The following is a 16416-nucleotide window of genomic DNA, read 5'->3' as shown; positions in this document are numbered from 1 at the left end:
AATTAGTTTTGAGTTGTTGTAACGTCTTCGTCTTTAACCTTAATATCTGTACCAAGACGTTGTAAGTAAGCAATTACTGCCACTATTTCTCTATTTCTCATTTCAATAAATGCTTCTCCACCAGCAGCTTTATCAGTTTCATATGATGAAGCAAAATCTGGATCTGTATAAAGGTTTTTCTCAATTTGAGTGCCTTGCTCGTCCATAGAGTTTTGTGCATTAGCAATCTCTTCATCTGTATATGGTACTCCAAGGGTAACCATGACTTTCATTTTAGCTTCGATTTGAGATTTATCAAGTTCATCTCTCACTAGCCATTGATAAGAAGGCATGATAGAACCAGACGAAGTACTTTGTGGGTCATACATATGGTTTAAGTGCCAATTGTCTGAATATTTTCCACCAATTCGATGTAAATCTGGTCCTGTTCGTTTACTTCCCCAAAGGAATGGATGATCATAAACAAATTCACCAGCTTTAGAATATTCGCCATAACGTTCTACCTCATTTCTAAATGGTCTTACCATTTGTGAGTGACAACCAACACAACCTTCTCTAATGTAAATATCTCTACCTTCTAATTCTAAAGGTGTATACGGTTTAACACTAGCAATTGTTGGAATATTAGATTTAACTAATATGGTTGGAACGATTTGAACAATACCACCAATTAAAATAGCGATCGTTGCAAAAATTGTTAATTTAACAGGCTTACGTTCTAACCAAGTGTGCCATCCTTCACCAGCAACACGTCTTTTAGAGACACGTTGAAGTGCAGGAGCTTCTGCAAGTTCATCTGTTACTTTGCTACCTTTTATAATGGTGATAATCACATTTACTACCATAATAATCATACCTGTAATAAATAATGTTCCTCCAATAGCACGCATCCAATATAATGGCATAATTGCAGTTACAGTTTCAAGGAAGTTACCATAAACCAATGTTCCATCTGGATTGAATTGTTTCCACATAGCCCATTGAGTAAATCCTGCGACATACATTGGTAGTGCATAAAAGATGATTCCTAATGTGCCAATCCAAAAGTGAAGATTTGCTAGACCAATAGAATACATTTTTGTTTTAAATAATTTTGGTATTAGATAGTAGATCATACCAAAAGTTAAAAACCCATTCCAAGCCAAAGCTCCAACGTGAACGTGTGCAATAATCCAATCTGTGAAATGCGCCATGGCATTTACACTTTTTAGAGATAACATTGGACCTTCAAATGTTGCCATACCATAACCAGTAATTGCAACAACCATAAATTTTAAAACAGGGTCAGTACGTACTTTATCCCATGCACCACGAAGTGTCAATAGACCGTTGATCATTCCTCCCCAAGATGGCATTAATAGCATGATTGAGAATGCAACACCAAGGTTTTGAGCCCATTCTGGTAATGCAGTATATAATAAATGGTGAGGTCCAGCCCAAATGTATATGAATATCAAGGACCAGAAGTGTACAATAGATAGTCTGTAAGAGTATACAGGTCTATTTGCAGCTTTTGGTACAAAGTAGTACATCAAACCTAAAAATGGTGTAGTTAAGAAAAATGCTACTGCATTATGTCCATACCACCATTGTACTAAAGCATCTTGAACACCTGCGTAAACAGAATAACTTTTCATTCCGGTAAGTGAAACAGGTAATGATAAACTATTAAAAATATGAAGTACTGCTACAGTTACAAATGTTGCTAAGTAAAACCAAATAGCAACATATAAATGACGTTGACGACGTCTTAGTAAAGTTCCAATTAAGTTCCATCCAAAAACAACCCAAATAACAGCAATTGCGATATCAAAAGGCCATTCTAATTCGGCATATTCTTTTGATGATGTATAACCAAGAGGAAGTGTGATAGCTGCACCAACGATGATTAATTGCCAACCCCAAAAATTTATTTTACTTAAGGTGTCATTAAACATTCTTGCCTTTAGCAAACGTTGTGTAGAATAATATACACCAGCAAAAATTGCATTTCCTACAAAAGCAAAAATTACAGCATTTGTGTGTAATGGTCTTAAACGCCCAAAACTTAACCAGGAAATTCCGCTGGTCATATTAGGGAATAAAAACATGAATGCAAGTATTAAACCTACTGACATACCTACAACTCCCCAAAACATGGTTGCATAGAGAAAATTTTTAACGATTTTATTATCGTAGTGAAACTGTTGAACTTCCATAGTAAATTAATTAGTCTTTTTGATTTTAATAGTTGGTTTTGGTTGCTCTTTAACGAGTTCATCGTCAAAAAGCATTCTAACAGAAGGTGTATAGCTGTCATCAAACTGTCCTTTTCTTACTGCAGTTAGAAATGCAATAAAAAACACAACAGCAACAATAATGCTGATACTCAGTAAAATATATATAACACTCATACCTATTAGAAGTTATGGTTCAAAATTACATTTGAACAGATTCTTAAAACATGATTTTTATCATGTTTGGTTATTTTTAATCATTCTAATTTTCTCCCTAATAGATTGGTTGCTATAGTAGTAAAAATTACAATGCTAATTGAACTCAAAGGCATTAATATAGCAGCAATTACTGGAGCCAATTGTCCAGTCACTGCAAAATACAACCCTATTATGTTATAAACAAATGATAATACAAAACTCCATTTTATAATTTTAATAGCACTTTTTGAAGCACTTATAAATTTGTCGAGCTGGTTAAATTTTGAAGCATCTAAAATAGCATCGCAAGCTGGAGAAAAGACATTTACATTTTCTGATAATGCTATGCCTACGTTGCTCTGTGCTAAGGCTCCAGCATCATTGAGTCCGTCACCAATCATTAAAATTTTTGCGCCTTCAGTTTGATGGTATTTGATGTAATCTAGCTTGTCATCTGGTTTTTGATTGAAAATTAGTTTTGTTTTTGAAGGTAATAACTTTTTGAGATTCTCAAATTCACCTTCATTATCACCAGATAGAATTACTAAATCATATTGTTTTTTAAGTTTATTAAAGAGTTTAGAAAGTCCTTTTCTATAGCTGTTATAAAAGGTATATTTTCCTTTATATTCATTATTTGTACTAATATGTACTTGTGTGTTTAGAATTGAAGTTTCTCCAGCACCAACAAAACTTGCAGAGCCAATTTTAATATGATTATCATTATGAGTAGCTTCAATACCTTTTCCTAAATGTTCTTCAAAATGATTGAGTGAAATGATATTATGTTCATCCAAAATATCGTAAAGCGTTCTGCTTAAAGGGTGGTTAGAACCACGAAGTGTGTTTTTAAGTAATATTTCTTCGGAAGGATTAAGTGCTAACCCATCATATGTCGCTGTACTTTTCTTATTAGATGTTATGGTTCCGGTTTTGTCAAAAATAATAGTGTTTATTGAAGCTAACTGTTCTATTACAGAAGCATTTTTGACGTAAAACTTTAATTTTCCGAAGATGCGTAGCAAATTTCCGAAGGTAAAAGGAGCAGAGAGTGCAATTGCACAAGGACAAGCAATAATCAACACTGCTGTGAACACATTCATAGCTTTAGAAGCATCTACAAAAAGCCAAAAGGTTGTTGCAATAACCGCAATACTTAACACAGCAATTGTAAATTTCTTGCTAATTTTATTGGTTAAAGTTGTGAAACCGTCATCTTTGTTTTTACTAAAAACATCATTACTCCATAGTTGTGTGAGGTAACTTTGCTCTACAGATTTGATGGCTTCCATTTCAATAACACCAGAGGTTTGTTTGCCACCAGCAAAGAGTTTGTCGCCAGAAATCTTACTAACGGTTTCAGATTCTCCTGTGACAAAACTGTAGTCAATTCGTGCTTTTCCGTTAATTAGGATTCCGTCAACTGGGATGAGTTCTTCATTTCTAATGAGTAACCGATCTCCTTTTTTAATGTCATAGACTTGAATTGGAGTTTCAATACCTTCCGAAGAAATAATAGTAACTGCAATTGGGAAATAGGATTTATAATCACGCTCAAAAGAAAGGAATGAATATGTTTTTTGCTGAAAGAATTTACCTAGTAATAAAAAGAAGACTAAACCTGTTAAACTGTCAAAAAATCCAGAGCCTAAATCAAAGATGATTTCAGCTGTACTTCTTAAAAACAAAACTGCGATACCTAAAGCTATAGGGACATCAATGTTTAGTAATTTGGATCGTAACCCTTTATATGCAGAGATAAAATAATCTGCTCCAGAATAAAAAACGACAGGTAAAGAGAAGACAAACATTAACCAACGGAACAAATGTTTATATTGTTCTAACCAAAATTCTCCAACCTGAAAATATTCTGGAAATGACAAGAACATGACATTCCCAAAGGCAAATCCTGCAATTCCTAATTTGTAAATAAGACTTCTATTGACGTTTTGTTGTCCGGTTTTAAAGTCATCAAGAGAAATATAAGGTTCATAACCTATAGTGCTTAATAACAATACAACGTCTTTTAATGATGTTTTTTCAGGATTATAAGTGACACGAATATTCTTTTTGCCAAAGTTAACTTGAGACGAAGAAATATTTGGATTTAATTTGTTGAGGTTTTCAAGAATCCAAATGCAAGAGCTACAGTGAATATGCGGAATGTATAATGTCGCAATTTGTGTGTTGCCATCATTAAACTCGGTTAATTTTTCAATAATATTATCTTGAGACAAGAAATCATATTTACCTTGAATCTCTTTTGGGATAGCACCAGGAGAAGCTTGTAAGTCATAATAACACGTTAAGTCGTTTTCTGAGAAAATCTCATAAACCGTCTTACAGCCATTACAACAGAAGTTTTTTTCATCATAGAGAATGATTGCTGCATTACAATCATCACCACAGTGGAAACAAGTAGTTTGTTCCATATTATTTGCTCATTTATACCTGTAACAAAAGTCACAAAACAGATAGTTTTAAAATATGATATTTGTCATGTTTTAATTATTTTTACAAAAGTACAAAAACCCAGGTATGAGTAAGTGTGAACATTGTATTTCTAGACAGTTAAACTCAATGAAGTCTTTGACTAAAGAGGAGTTAAAACGAGTGTCAGATTGTAAAACGACCAAGTTTTATAAAAAAGGCGATATTATTTTTGATGAAGGCGAATCTTTAAGTGGCGTATTTTGCGTTCGTCATGGAGTTGCAAAATTGACTAAACTCAGTGCTAATGGTAATGACCAAACTGTAAAATTGTTAGGAAAAGGTGAACTTCTTGGGCAGCGATCCATAATATCTGATGAACGTACTAACTTGAGTGCAATAGCGCTTAATGATATTGAATTATGCTTTGTGCCAAAAGATCAGATTATTGAACCTCTACAGAAAAATCAAGTCTTTTCTTTTGATGTGCTCCAGAATTTAGCAAAAGATTTAAGAGGAGCTGAAGGAGATTTGATTGATATGGCTCAGAAAAGTGTAAAACAACGGGTTGCTCAGGTACTAATATATGTTGAGAAAGAGTTTGGTGTAGATGAAAAGGGCTATTTAAATCTAGTTTTGTCTAGAGATGATTATGCTAATATTGTTGGTACAGCAACAGAATCTGCAATTAGAATTATATCTCAATTTAAAAAGGATCATTTGATTAGTACTCAAGGAAAACAGATAAAGATTGAGAATCTTCAAAAATTAAAACTTGTCGAATAGTTTTATAATAACTTTATAATAATTGAATTGAAATAGTCGTATTTTTATACTGCTATGAAAGAAACTAATAATTTAAAAAAGGGCTTCGTTTTTAAACCTTACGAAGCGCCTAATCAATCCCCTTTTGATAAGCTTTTCGAGATTTTTAAAGAGTTAATTACACACACTTCTGGAGATTTTGATGAAGCTATTTCTTGGCTTCGAGAATTAGATAAAGAGTATGAATTAACGACTGCAGAATATACGATAGACGATTTCATTGAAGACCTCAAAACAAAAGGCTATATCAAAGAAGAAATTGATCCAGATGGAAATGGAGGTATGGCTATTACTGCAAAAACAGAACGTGCTATAAGGCAACAAGCTTTAGAGCATATCTTCGGAAAAATAAAGCGAAGTGGTCAAGGTAATCACAAAAGTAAAGGGCAGGGCATAGGAGACGAGCACACAGGAGATTTTAGAAATTATCAATTTGGAGATGCTTTAGATAAAGTCTCAATGACCGAAAGTCTTCGTAACGCTCAAATTAATCATGGGATTGGTGATTTTAATTTAACTGAAGATGATTTAGTTGTTGAAGAAACAATGCACAAATCTCAAATGAGTACTGTGTTAATGATTGATATTAGTCATAGTATGATTTTATATGGAGAAGATCGCATCACTCCTGCAAAGCGAGTTGCGATGGCTCTTGCAGAATTGATTACCACGCGTTACCCTAAAGATACATTAGATATTATTGTCTTCGGAAATGACTCGTGGCAAATAGAAATCAAGGATTTACCCTATTTAAAAGTTGGGCCTTATCATACAAATACAGTTGCTGGTTTGCAATTAGCTATGGATTTGCTAAGAAGAAAACGTAATACTAATAAACAGATTTTTATGATTACCGATGGTAAACCAAGTTGCTTGAAGTTGCCAGATGGTCAATATTATAAAGATAGTAATGGATTAAATCCATACATTACTAATAAATGTTATGCTATGGCAGGTCAAGCTAGAAAGTTACACATACCAATTACGACTTTTATGATTGCTCAAGATCCTTACTTGACGCAATTTGTTGAAGAATTTACAAGAGCTAATCAAGGGAAAGCATTTTACACAGGTTTGAAAGGATTAGGTGAAATGATTTTTGAAGATTACGAAACGAATAGAAAAAAAAGAATTAAAGGATAAAATAAGTATAAGGAAAAAGTTAAAAGTGAAAAATTTTCACTTTAGCAATTTTTCGATTTTGAAAAGACTATGGAAGTAAAAAAAATAAAAACATTAGGCGAATTAAAAAAAGAAGGTTATCAATCAAAATCTATTAAAGATGAATTGCGTGAGAACCTAATAGAAAAAATAAAAAATAAAGAAACCGCTTTTGAAGGTGTTCATGGTTATGAGAATACCGTAATACCTGAATTAGAAAGAGCCATTTTATCAAGACATAATATTAATTTATTAGGTCTTCGCGGACAAGCAAAAACACGCTTAGCACGTTTGATGCTTAATTTATTGGATGAGTATATTCCTGTGGTTGAAGGTTCAGAGATTAACGATGATCCTCTTAATCCAATTTCACGTTTTGCTAGAGAATTAATTGCTGAAAAAGGAGATGAAACTCCAATTACGTGGATGCACAGAAGCGAACGCTTTGCTGAAAAGTTAGCAACTCCAGATGTTACTGTTGCAGATCTTATTGGTGATGTAGATCCAATTAAAGCAGCCAATTTGAAATTGAGTTATGCAGATGATCGTGTGATTCACTACGGAATGATACCAAGAGCCAACCGTTGCATATTTGTAATTAATGAGTTGCCAGATTTACAAGCGAGAATTCAAGTCGCATTATTCAATATTTTGCAAGAAGGTGATATTCAAATTCGCGGATTCAAATTGAGACTGCCTTTAGATGTTCAGTTTATTTTTACTGCAAATCCCGAAGATTATACCAATAGAGGAAGTATTGTTACACCTTTAAAAGACAGAATAGGAAGTCAGATTTTAACACACTATCCTTCAGATATTGAAACTGCTCGTTTAATTACTGAGCAAGAATCTAAGTTGGTTGTGAGTCAAAAAGATACGGTAATGGTTCCAGATTTGGCTAGAGATTTATTAGAGCAAATTGTGTTTGAAGCAAGAGAAAGTGAATATATAGATGCAAAAAGTGGTGTGAGTGCTCGATTGAGTATTACTGCTTTAGAGAATTTATTGAGTACTGCAGAACGTCGTGCTTTGAAAGCAGGAGATGATAAAACAATGGTGCGTTTGAGTGATTTTGTTGGGATCATTCCGTCAATTACTGGTAAAGTAGAATTAGTCTATGAAGGTGAGCAAGAAGGTGCAGCTATGGTGGCTTATAATTTAATTGGTGAAGCAGTTAAAAGTTTGTTCCCTGAGTTTTTTCCGAAGATAGAAAAATTAAAGAAAGAAGATGAAGATACACCTTATGATGATATTGTGTCTTGGTTTTTTAACCAACAAGAAGGATTTGAAATCTTAGATGATTTAAGAGATAAAGAATACAAAGCCTTATTAGACAGTGTTTCTCCTTTAGATGATTTATTAGCAATGCACCAACCTAATTTAGATAGAGAGGACAGCTATTTTATTAAAGAATTTGTGCTTTGGGCTTTAGTAGAATTTAAGCAATTGAGTAAATATCGCTTTACAGAAGGAATTCAGTTTAAAGATCCTTATGGAAGTTATATAAGTGGAATATAATCATTGAACTCATTTTGACTTTTTCTGTTTCCTAAAAAATGTTTAAAATTCACTCATATTTCGTAACTTTTTTTATTCATAGCAATACTATGCTTTTCAAAAAGTATCTCATCTGAGCAAATATTAACTCATTTTCGGTTAAAAATAAAAATTCAAAATGAGTTCATCTTGTATCTCTATTTTTAATATTAGCATCGCAGAGTTTAATAATCTCTGCGATTCTTTTTTGCCTTGTTGCATCTCGTTTAGCTTGGTTTAGCCAATAGAGGTAACTTTTTCTATAAGAAGGTGCAAAATTATTATAGTTTTCAAAAGCTCTTGAGTTATTATCAAAAGCTTGTTGTAATTCTACAGGAATAATACCTTTTTCAACATTGTCTAATGCTGTCCAACTTCCATTTTGTTTGGCAATTCTAATAGAATTGAGTCCGTTGTCGTGCATTAGATTTTCACTCATAAGTGCTTTAATGTGTCTTTTATTTAATGCACTCCAAACACTTTTAGGATTTCTTTGGCAGAAATATTGCTTTCGTTTTCCGTTTCCTAAACTTTTTACCGTAGAATCAATCCAGCCATAGCACAAGGCGACTTTTACCGCATCTTCCCATCGCATGGATTCTTCTTCATTCTCTACTTTATAGAATATTAAATAAATTCCATCTGTAAAAAGATGGTTTTCTTCGAGCCATTGTCTCCATTCAATATCTGTTTTAAAGTAGAATTCCATATTTTTTACTAATTGATTAATCTTTTTATTAATTGTTTTACGTTGATTTTTTTTGTCTGAAATTTCAACATTTTATTGTGTAAATCTTAATTAAAGATTACACTTAATCGAAAACTTTTTTTTATTAAAATAGATTAATCTATTTTTGTTAGGATATTGATTGAGTAATATGATTGCCTTTTAATATTTGGCCCCAAGCCTATGAAACTTATTTGCCTACTTAAGCAGGAATTCCTGTGATGATGTGTTATGTGATTCCATAGTTCTGTTTCAACAGAATTTAAAGAATGCACTATCCTTTATTTTTTTACTATTTGGTAAATAAGCTTTCATTTTAAATTTATAAATTTAACCAATGATGGTATCCATCATTAAAAAATGTTACGATGAAAGTTTTTAACGATATCAAAAGAGCTACTATAATCAAATTATTAGTTTTAATTGTATTTTTTGTATTCAATACAATTGCTGTATTTAGCGGTGATTCTTCAACAACAGATGATAGTGTTATCGCTACTAATGATGTAGAAGCAGATTTAGATTAAATATGAGAATTGAGTTATGATGGTGAATTATCATGATTTTTAATTCCCTCTACCAAATGCTAATTACTGTAATACAAACAAGAAAATAAGTTTCATTATTTTTTTGATCTTGTTATCTCATAATTTCATTTGGAAACACGACAACACTCTCAAAACCTTCTTCGTCAACAGATGCAATTCCGAAGAAAAAATTATCAATTACAATACCTTCTAAAGTGAATTCGGTAGTGTTTTCAACGTATCGACTATGATCCCAAGTAGGAGATGTGGTATCTCTCCAATAAATTTTATAACCTTTTGCACCATCAATAGCGTTCCATTTTAATTTTACAGATGGTTCTACAATACCACCAATTGAAACCGTCGTTGGAGCAGGAGGAGCAGACGCTAAGCTAGCCATATTAATCGCATTGACAGCAATTAGTTTTTTTGCATAACCAAAATTGACATGTTCAAAAGTGTCACCATAATTAATACCATTTTCTGTTCTAATATCTTGGTGTTGTTGTGTGTAATTTTCATGAGCTTCCATAATTCTAATACCAGGAAACCCTAAATCGTTAAACGGTCTATGATGACCTCCTCGTCCAAAACGATCTAAACGGTAAATCATCATTGGGTTCATTTCTGGCATATATGTTTTTACAGTTTTATGAACGTATCTGGCTAATTGACGAGAAATTCCATCAACCTCTCCACCATAAAAACGTCTTGCGTTTCGTTGACGTTCAGTTTCGTTTGGAGGTACAGGTTCAGAGAATATTCTAAACGTACGATTATCAATGACACCATCAACACCTTCAATATTTCCAATCATGTCGTTGTTTAAAATCCCTATAATATCCCAACCTTTATCTTGTGCATATTTTGCTAATCCTGCTCCACCAAATAAACCTTGTTCTTCACCAGATAAGCCAACGTAAATTATGCTACTTTCAAATTTATACTTTGATAGTACTCTAGCAGCTTCAATAGCTCCAGCCATACCAGAAGCATTGTCGTTTGCTCCAGGAGCATCAGTTGTAAAATCCATGGTATCACTAGCTCTTGAGTCTATATCACCACTCATAATAATATAGCGATTAGGATATTTTGTGCCTTTTTGAATTGCAACCACATTAACCACCCAAGCATCATGAGGCACTCGACGATTCCCTTCTTTGGTTACGAAATCTTTTTGATAAAATACATTGAGACAATTGTCACACGATTTAGAAATAGTTTCAAATTCATTTTTTATCCATCGTCTAGCAGCACCAATGCCTCGCGTTGTACTAACGGTATCACTAAAGGTGTTTCTTGTTCCAAACTCAGTAAGTGTTTTTACATCTTGTCTTATTCTTTCTTCGGAAATATCATCTATAATATCATAGATCTTCTGATTGGTTTGCGCAATTGCAAATACACTAAAAGTTAAAAGTGCTAAGGTGAATATGTATTTCATAGGTGTTTAATTTCTTAGTCTTAAAGTTCCGAAAATATTGGCATCTATCCAACCTCTGTTTTTATCATCTCCTTCTACGTATACAGAACCAATAAAATTTTCGCGTGTTTCACTATTATCATTATCACAATACGCTAAAGCGAAACCTATAACTTGTCCAGACTGTAGTTTTAAAGGTGAATTTTCTTCATCATCTTTATAAGACTCATCAAATAATGAGATTTTTACTTCCCAAATGGAAGTGTTTGCTTCTGTTATGCGCTTAGATTCTATATGAGAATTATATAGCTTACCTTTTTTGTTTGGTGCCATATCCACAACATTCCCATCTAATGCAATGTGGTAAGCAAAGGCATTGTGATTGTATTGATGTTCACCACCACTGTTATTTGCATCTATGAAAACTTCTAAGCAATCATCGTCCCACCAGGAAATTAAAGGATTAGTGTTATTATCTACTAAGACGTCATCTTGTATTTCAACCAAAAGATATAGAGCTTCATTTGACCATGATAATTTATAACGACCTGAGAAATCTTCTGGAGTGTAAGCGTCACCAAGCCATAATTGATCTAGAGGAAACCAAAATTTAGAAGACCAAATGTCATCATCTGCTATTCCATCAATAATGGGATTAGTTGTTGCCTTATTGACATTAATGAGTTGGTTAATGTGTTTAGTATGGATGATTTCTTTTTTATAATTAAATTTTACGATTTCAATTTCGCCTTCATCATTTTCAATATCAACATAAACATTCATCTCATTATCACTCACTTTTTCAAAGCTCATCCCTTCAAAAATAACTTGAGTAGGTGTAATCTTTATTAACGGAAAATCAACGGTTTCATTTTTAGTTTCCCAGCCTTTTAAATCGTTATCAAAATGTTTTAGCTGTAATACTAATGAATTCTCAACTTCTCTAATAATTTCAATTTCATAAAACGATACTTGATCGTCATTGATAAGTTTAAATGTTGCCATCATTGAACCACCTGAAGGTTCGCTCCAATTTTCTTCTGTTTGACCACCAAATGCTTCTCCTTTCCAGTTACCAGAAATCCATTTTATGTTTTCAAGTTTTGGAGCAAGAGAATCTGTTATTTTTATTTCATTTTCTGTTTGAGCAGATATGGTTAAACTGAATAAAAAGATGAGTATTTGTTTCATTTACTAGGTAAGAATTTTTGTTATTATACATTTAGGTCAATATAAAAATAATATAGTATAAACCTGTTATAAAAAAGATAATAAGCCCTATTGCTAAAAGACTGATGGCACGTTTAACATTTTTAAATTTCCAATCTGATATTTTTGATATAATAAAGATTTGTTCACCCAATTGTCCAAACAGTGCGTTTTCATCTTTACTCATATTCAAAAAGGTTTTTGAAAATTCTTTTACATCACCAAATTTTGAAATAATATCTTTAAAGAAAAACATGTTTTTAGTGAACTTACCTTCAATTCTAGGAATAAAACAACGTACACAAAAAAAGATAGAAGTTACAGTACAACATACCCACGAACCAATAAGTATATATAAAATGGTATCATTACTTACCTTGCCTGAAAAATTCTTTGCGATTTGGTAAATGAGATTTAATAGAATGCCATAAAAGGATAGAATTAAACCTGCTTTAAGCTCAGAAGCTTTGATTAAGCTTGTTAGGTAACTTATCGTTCCCCAATAATGATCGACTAAATCGTCCGTATGTTTGTTTTTTATAGTTCTATTTTTATCCATTTTTGTTGATTTAAAGACTTATTCTATAACTTGATAAATAGTAAGCGGATTAGCTTTGTTTTTTAAGTTAATACTGCCTACTTTTTCACATTGAAAAGATTCTTTGACTTTATTATAACAATCTTCAGAAATGATAATCTGATTTTCTTTTGCAGCATCTTGTAATCGAGCTGCTGTATTTACAGTATCACCAATTACGGTATAATCTAGACGTTTAAGACTCACAGAACCAATATTTCCTGAAATCATTTCACCACTTTTGATACCAATAGATACTTTTGGTTTATAGTCTAGGTTACCTTCTAGAGCAGGAAGATTATTTATTTTTTCACATACAGCAAGCGATGCATCAATTGCGCGATCTAGATGGTATTCACCTCTAAAAACAGCCATAATAGCATCACCAATAAATTTATCAATGTAGCCTTTGTGTTCCATAATTTCCTTTACCATTTCATCAAAATAAGAATTAACTAGCTTAACTACAGTATCTGCTTCTGCATTTTCACTAATTTTAGTAAAACCACAAATATCTATAAAGACCACTGTGGCTTCAATTGTTTCATTTGCCATAATTGTAGATTCGTATTCGCGATTACCCATAAAATTGAGCACGTTTTCGTCTACATACATTTTTAAAATGTTATTTTCTTTTATGGCTTGTAGCGTCTCCTTAATATGTTTTGCATGTTTTAAGGTTTTTTCCATTGTAAGCGTTAAATCCTCAAAATTGATAGGTTTTGTTATAAAATCAAAAGCACCTCTATTCATTGCTGTTCTTATGTTTTCCATATCACCATATGCAGAAACAATAACCGATTTAATGAGTGGACTTAATTCGTTGAGTTTAGTCAGTAAGGTAAGTCCATCCATTTCAGGCATATTGATATCGCTCAAGACGATATCAACTTCTGGATCTTCTAATAATTTTTCTAAAGCATGACGACCGTTTTCGGCAAAAAGAAATTCATATTCTTTATTACGAATTTTTTTTCGGAATTTTTGTTTTATCAAAATTTCCAAATCTGCTTCATCGTCAACTACTAATATTTTTGCCATTATATGTTTTGAATTAGTTTATCTTTAAGTAATTTAAAGTCCACTGGTTTTGTTAAAAAATCATCTGCACCTAGTCGTTTGGCAGTATTATAGTTCTCTTCGTCTCCGTACGCTGTAACCATCATTACCACGGGAGGAGGTGCGATATAGTCTTTTTTTATAATTTCTAAAAGCTGCAATCCGCTCATGCCAGGCATATTAATATCAGATAATATTAACACCGCTTCTTGCGTAATAGATTTAAGTTTTTCTAGAGCTTCCTCGCCCGAAAAAGCAAACATAAATTCTAGCTCTTCTTTTTTAATTTCTTTTCTAAATCGTTGAAGAAAAAGCGTTTTAACGTCTTGTTCATCATCTACTACTAATATTTTCATGATGTTAAGGTATTTGTGATTGGTAATAATATTTTGAATTCTGTATAATTTCCTTTTTCTGTTTTAACTTTTAATTCGCCATTATGTGCTTTAATGATATCGTAACTCATTGACAATCCTAAACCAGTACCTTTTCCTGTGGGTTTGGTGGTGAAAAATGGTTGAAATATTTTATCAATATTTTCTTGTGGTATGCCATTACCATTATCTTTTATAGAGATTAAGACATGATCCTTTACTTTTTTTGTACTTACAGAAACTGTTGGTTTGTAATCTTCTGATTCTAATATTGACTTTTTCTCTTCTACCGCATAAAACGCATTCGTAAAAAGATTGAGAATTACACGACCAATATCTTGTGGGATTACATCAACGGTTTTAAGATTTTCGTCAAAATCACTTTCTAGATATGCATTAAAAGATTTGTCTTTTGCCCTCAGTCCATGATATGCTAATCTAAAATATTCGTCAGTTAGTTTGTTCATGTCTGTGGGTTCTTTTGTACCTGTGCTTTTTCGACTATGTTGCAACATCCCTTTTACGATATCATCAGCACGTTTACCATGATAGTTTATTTTTTCAAGGTTTTGTTTGATTTCATTTGCGATGATTTTTGCCTCTTTTAAGTCTCCTTTTTCAATTTCTTCGTTCATCTCATCAATCATTTCATTACTGACTTCAGAAAAATTATTGACAAAATTCATAGGATTTTGGATTTCGTGAGCAATTCCAGCAGTCAATTCTCCAAGTGATGCCATTTTTTCAGATTGTATTAGCTGATTTTGCGTCGCTTTTAATTCTTCTAAAGACTGTTTTAATTTTGTGTTAGCACCCTCTAAAGCTTCTTGATTTTCAGCAAGTTCAGAATTAAGTAGAGCGAGGGCTTTTCTTTTGTTTTTAATATTTTTAATAGTAAAATACATGCCAAAAAGAAAGACCCCTAATAATGCAGCTATTCCTATATACAATAGTTGAGTTTTTCTTTGCCGACTTATAGTAGCATCTTGTTCTTCTATGGTTTCATCCTTTTTAGCCGATTCATATTTAATTTGAAGTTCAGATTCTAACTGTTCTATTATTTGTTCGAGTTCACCAAATCTTGCATCAGAATATAAATGTTCATACTCTAATGCTTTTTTATATTGTCCTAATGCTTCATAAGAATCTGAGGCATGCATATAGTTTTCCTTAAGGTTTTGTATGTTTCCGCTTTTTTTTATCAAATCAATGGCTTCTAGAGTATAAGTTATTGCCTCTTCATTTTTGTTTTGAAGCCTATAAATATGACCAATATTAGCCAAGGCAACGATGATGCCTCTTTCAGAATTATGATCTTTAGCTATTTTATAACATTTTTTATACTCGGTGATGGCATCGTCATAACGTTCCATGTATTTGTATATATTTCCACGCGTATTATAATTTCTAGCTAAATCAGTCTCTTCACTATTAGCATCTTTTAACACAGCAATTGCTTTGTTTATAGTTTTAAGAGCTTCGTCGTATCTTTCTAAAATTAGAAGATTATCTGCTTTGTATCTATAGCTTACTGCTAATTCTTTAGGGACATTAAGTGTTTTTTGTATATCTATGGCTTTTTGACAATAGTCAGATCCATCCTCATATTTTTGTTGGTAATACAAAAGATCACATAGTCTTGTGTAACTTGTCGCAATACCTTGCTTATTGTTTGTTTTTTCGTATAATTCTAAGGCTTTAAAATCTTCAGCCATGGCATTTCCATATTCACCTCTTTGTTTATAAGCGTCTTCTTTTTTAAGATAAGTTTCAGCTTCTAAATTAGGGAGTTTAGAATCTTTTGATACCCTTTCAGCATATTCTAAATAATACAAAACTGAATCTAAAGTAGTATTGTTTTCGTGCCACTTAGAAAGGTTAAAATATGATTTTATAAGATATGTTTTATCATTAACCTGTTCTGAAAGACGTATAGATTTAAGTATATTTTGATGCACATGTGTAGAGTCGTTTATTGGTAATTCTAATTGTTCTGAAATTGATAAAACCAAAGCTTCAATATCCATTTGGTTTTCTGCTGAAGTATTTTGTGAAAAACCATTAAAGCCAATAAGCAATAACAAAATTAGATAATAATAATTTTGAAAATTATAGTTGAAAATTAATTTAATATGGTTTTGTTGCCTCCTCATT

Annotated in this window: 14 protein-coding genes; 4 read left to right on the top strand and 10 right to left on the bottom strand. The window is 32.2% G+C overall.

Annotated features, from left to right (window positions below; genetic code table 11):
- Nucleotides 1-2: 2 nt before the first annotated feature.
- From ccoN to IM744_RS11025, 3 genes are all read right to left on the bottom strand, one after another.
- Nucleotides 3-2198 (bottom strand): cytochrome-c oxidase, cbb3-type subunit I, encoded by a 2196-nt coding sequence (ccoN, locus tag IM744_RS11035; protein WP_194508198.1) that lies wholly within the window; start codon nucleotides 2196-2198, stop codon nucleotides 3-5.
- 6 nt (nucleotides 2199-2204) lie between these two features.
- Nucleotides 2205-2393 carry a cbb3-type cytochrome oxidase assembly protein CcoS gene (gene ccoS / locus IM744_RS11030; RefSeq protein ID WP_194508197.1) on the bottom strand — a complete coding sequence of 63 codons (189 nt, stop codon included), beginning with the start codon at nucleotides 2391-2393 and terminating at the stop codon, nucleotides 2205-2207.
- Between the two features lie 80 nt (nucleotides 2394-2473).
- On the bottom strand, nucleotides 2474-4846 hold the full coding sequence (locus IM744_RS11025) for a heavy metal translocating P-type ATPase (protein ID WP_194508196.1): 2373 nt from the start codon (nucleotides 4844-4846) through the stop codon (nucleotides 2474-2476).
- A gap of 106 nt (nucleotides 4847-4952) precedes the next feature.
- Here IM744_RS11025 and IM744_RS11020 point away from each other — a divergent pair, with 106 nt between their 5' ends.
- The 3 genes from IM744_RS11020 to IM744_RS11010 all read left to right on the top strand — a co-directional run bounded on the left by IM744_RS11020 (nucleotide 4953) and on the right by IM744_RS11010 (nucleotide 8348).
- The gene (locus tag IM744_RS11020) at nucleotides 4953-5630 is read left to right on the top strand and encodes a Crp/Fnr family transcriptional regulator (protein WP_194508195.1); all 678 of its coding nucleotides are present in this window, start codon (nucleotides 4953-4955) and stop codon (nucleotides 5628-5630) included.
- A 54-nt stretch (nucleotides 5631-5684) separates the two neighbouring features.
- Nucleotides 5685-6812 carry a vWA domain-containing protein gene (locus tag IM744_RS11015; protein ID WP_194508194.1) on the top strand — a complete coding sequence of 376 codons (1128 nt, stop codon included), beginning with the start codon at nucleotides 5685-5687 and terminating at the stop codon, nucleotides 6810-6812.
- 69 nt (nucleotides 6813-6881) lie between these two features.
- Nucleotides 6882-8348, top strand: a complete 1467-nt coding sequence (locus IM744_RS11010; RefSeq protein ID WP_194508193.1) for a sigma 54-interacting transcriptional regulator — start codon at nucleotides 6882-6884, stop codon at nucleotides 8346-8348.
- A gap of 163 nt (nucleotides 8349-8511) precedes the next feature.
- On the opposite strand, the gene IM744_RS11005 is transcribed toward IM744_RS11010, so the two are convergent.
- Nucleotides 8512-9075: a YdeI/OmpD-associated family protein gene (locus IM744_RS11005; protein ID WP_194508192.1), complete on the bottom strand. Its 564-nt coding sequence runs from the start codon at nucleotides 9073-9075 to the stop codon at nucleotides 8512-8514.
- 386 nt (nucleotides 9076-9461) lie between these two features.
- Here IM744_RS11005 and IM744_RS11000 point away from each other — a divergent pair, with 386 nt between their 5' ends.
- Nucleotides 9462-9620, top strand: coding sequence for a hypothetical protein (locus tag IM744_RS11000; protein WP_194508191.1), 159 nt, complete (start codon nucleotides 9462-9464; stop codon nucleotides 9618-9620).
- 112 nt (nucleotides 9621-9732) lie between these two features.
- On the opposite strand, the gene IM744_RS10995 is transcribed toward IM744_RS11000, so the two are convergent.
- The 6 genes from IM744_RS10995 to IM744_RS10970 are packed head-to-tail and all read right to left on the bottom strand — an operon-like array spanning nucleotide 9733 to nucleotide 16415.
- A complete protein-coding gene (locus tag IM744_RS10995; protein WP_194508190.1) occupies nucleotides 9733-11064 on the bottom strand; it encodes a M28 family peptidase in 1332 nt (443 codons plus the stop codon).
- Between the two features lie 6 nt (nucleotides 11065-11070).
- Nucleotides 11071-12234 (bottom strand): DUF6265 family protein, encoded by a 1164-nt coding sequence (locus IM744_RS20670; RefSeq protein ID WP_241738317.1) that lies wholly within the window; start codon nucleotides 12232-12234, stop codon nucleotides 11071-11073.
- A 31-nt stretch (nucleotides 12235-12265) separates the two neighbouring features.
- A complete protein-coding gene (locus tag IM744_RS10985; protein ID WP_194508189.1) occupies nucleotides 12266-12811 on the bottom strand; it encodes a Pycsar system effector family protein in 546 nt (181 codons plus the stop codon).
- An 18-nt stretch (nucleotides 12812-12829) separates the two neighbouring features.
- Entirely contained in the window at nucleotides 12830-13870 is a 1041-nt protein-coding gene (locus IM744_RS10980) for an adenylate/guanylate cyclase domain-containing response regulator (protein WP_194508188.1), read from the bottom strand.
- Nucleotides 13870-14244 carry a response regulator gene (locus tag IM744_RS10975; RefSeq protein WP_194508187.1) on the bottom strand — a complete coding sequence of 125 codons (375 nt, stop codon included), beginning with the start codon at nucleotides 14242-14244 and terminating at the stop codon, nucleotides 13870-13872. The genes IM744_RS10980 and IM744_RS10975 overlap by 1 nt, the downstream gene beginning before the upstream one ends.
- The gene (locus IM744_RS10970; protein ID WP_194508186.1) at nucleotides 14241-16415 is read right to left on the bottom strand and encodes a tetratricopeptide repeat-containing sensor histidine kinase; all 2175 of its coding nucleotides are present in this window, start codon (nucleotides 16413-16415) and stop codon (nucleotides 14241-14243) included. Before IM744_RS10970 ends, IM744_RS10975 begins: the two co-directional genes overlap by 4 nt.
- Nucleotide 16416 lies beyond the last annotated feature (1 nt).

Origin of the sequence: Psychroserpens luteus (assembly GCF_015319355.1) — a bacterium.
In the GTDB taxonomy this organism is placed as follows: domain Bacteria; phylum Bacteroidota; class Bacteroidia; order Flavobacteriales; family Flavobacteriaceae; genus Psychroserpens; species Psychroserpens luteus.
The sequence above is the reverse complement of the archived record's forward strand: the minus strand, read 5'-3'. Positions and strand labels throughout refer to the sequence as shown.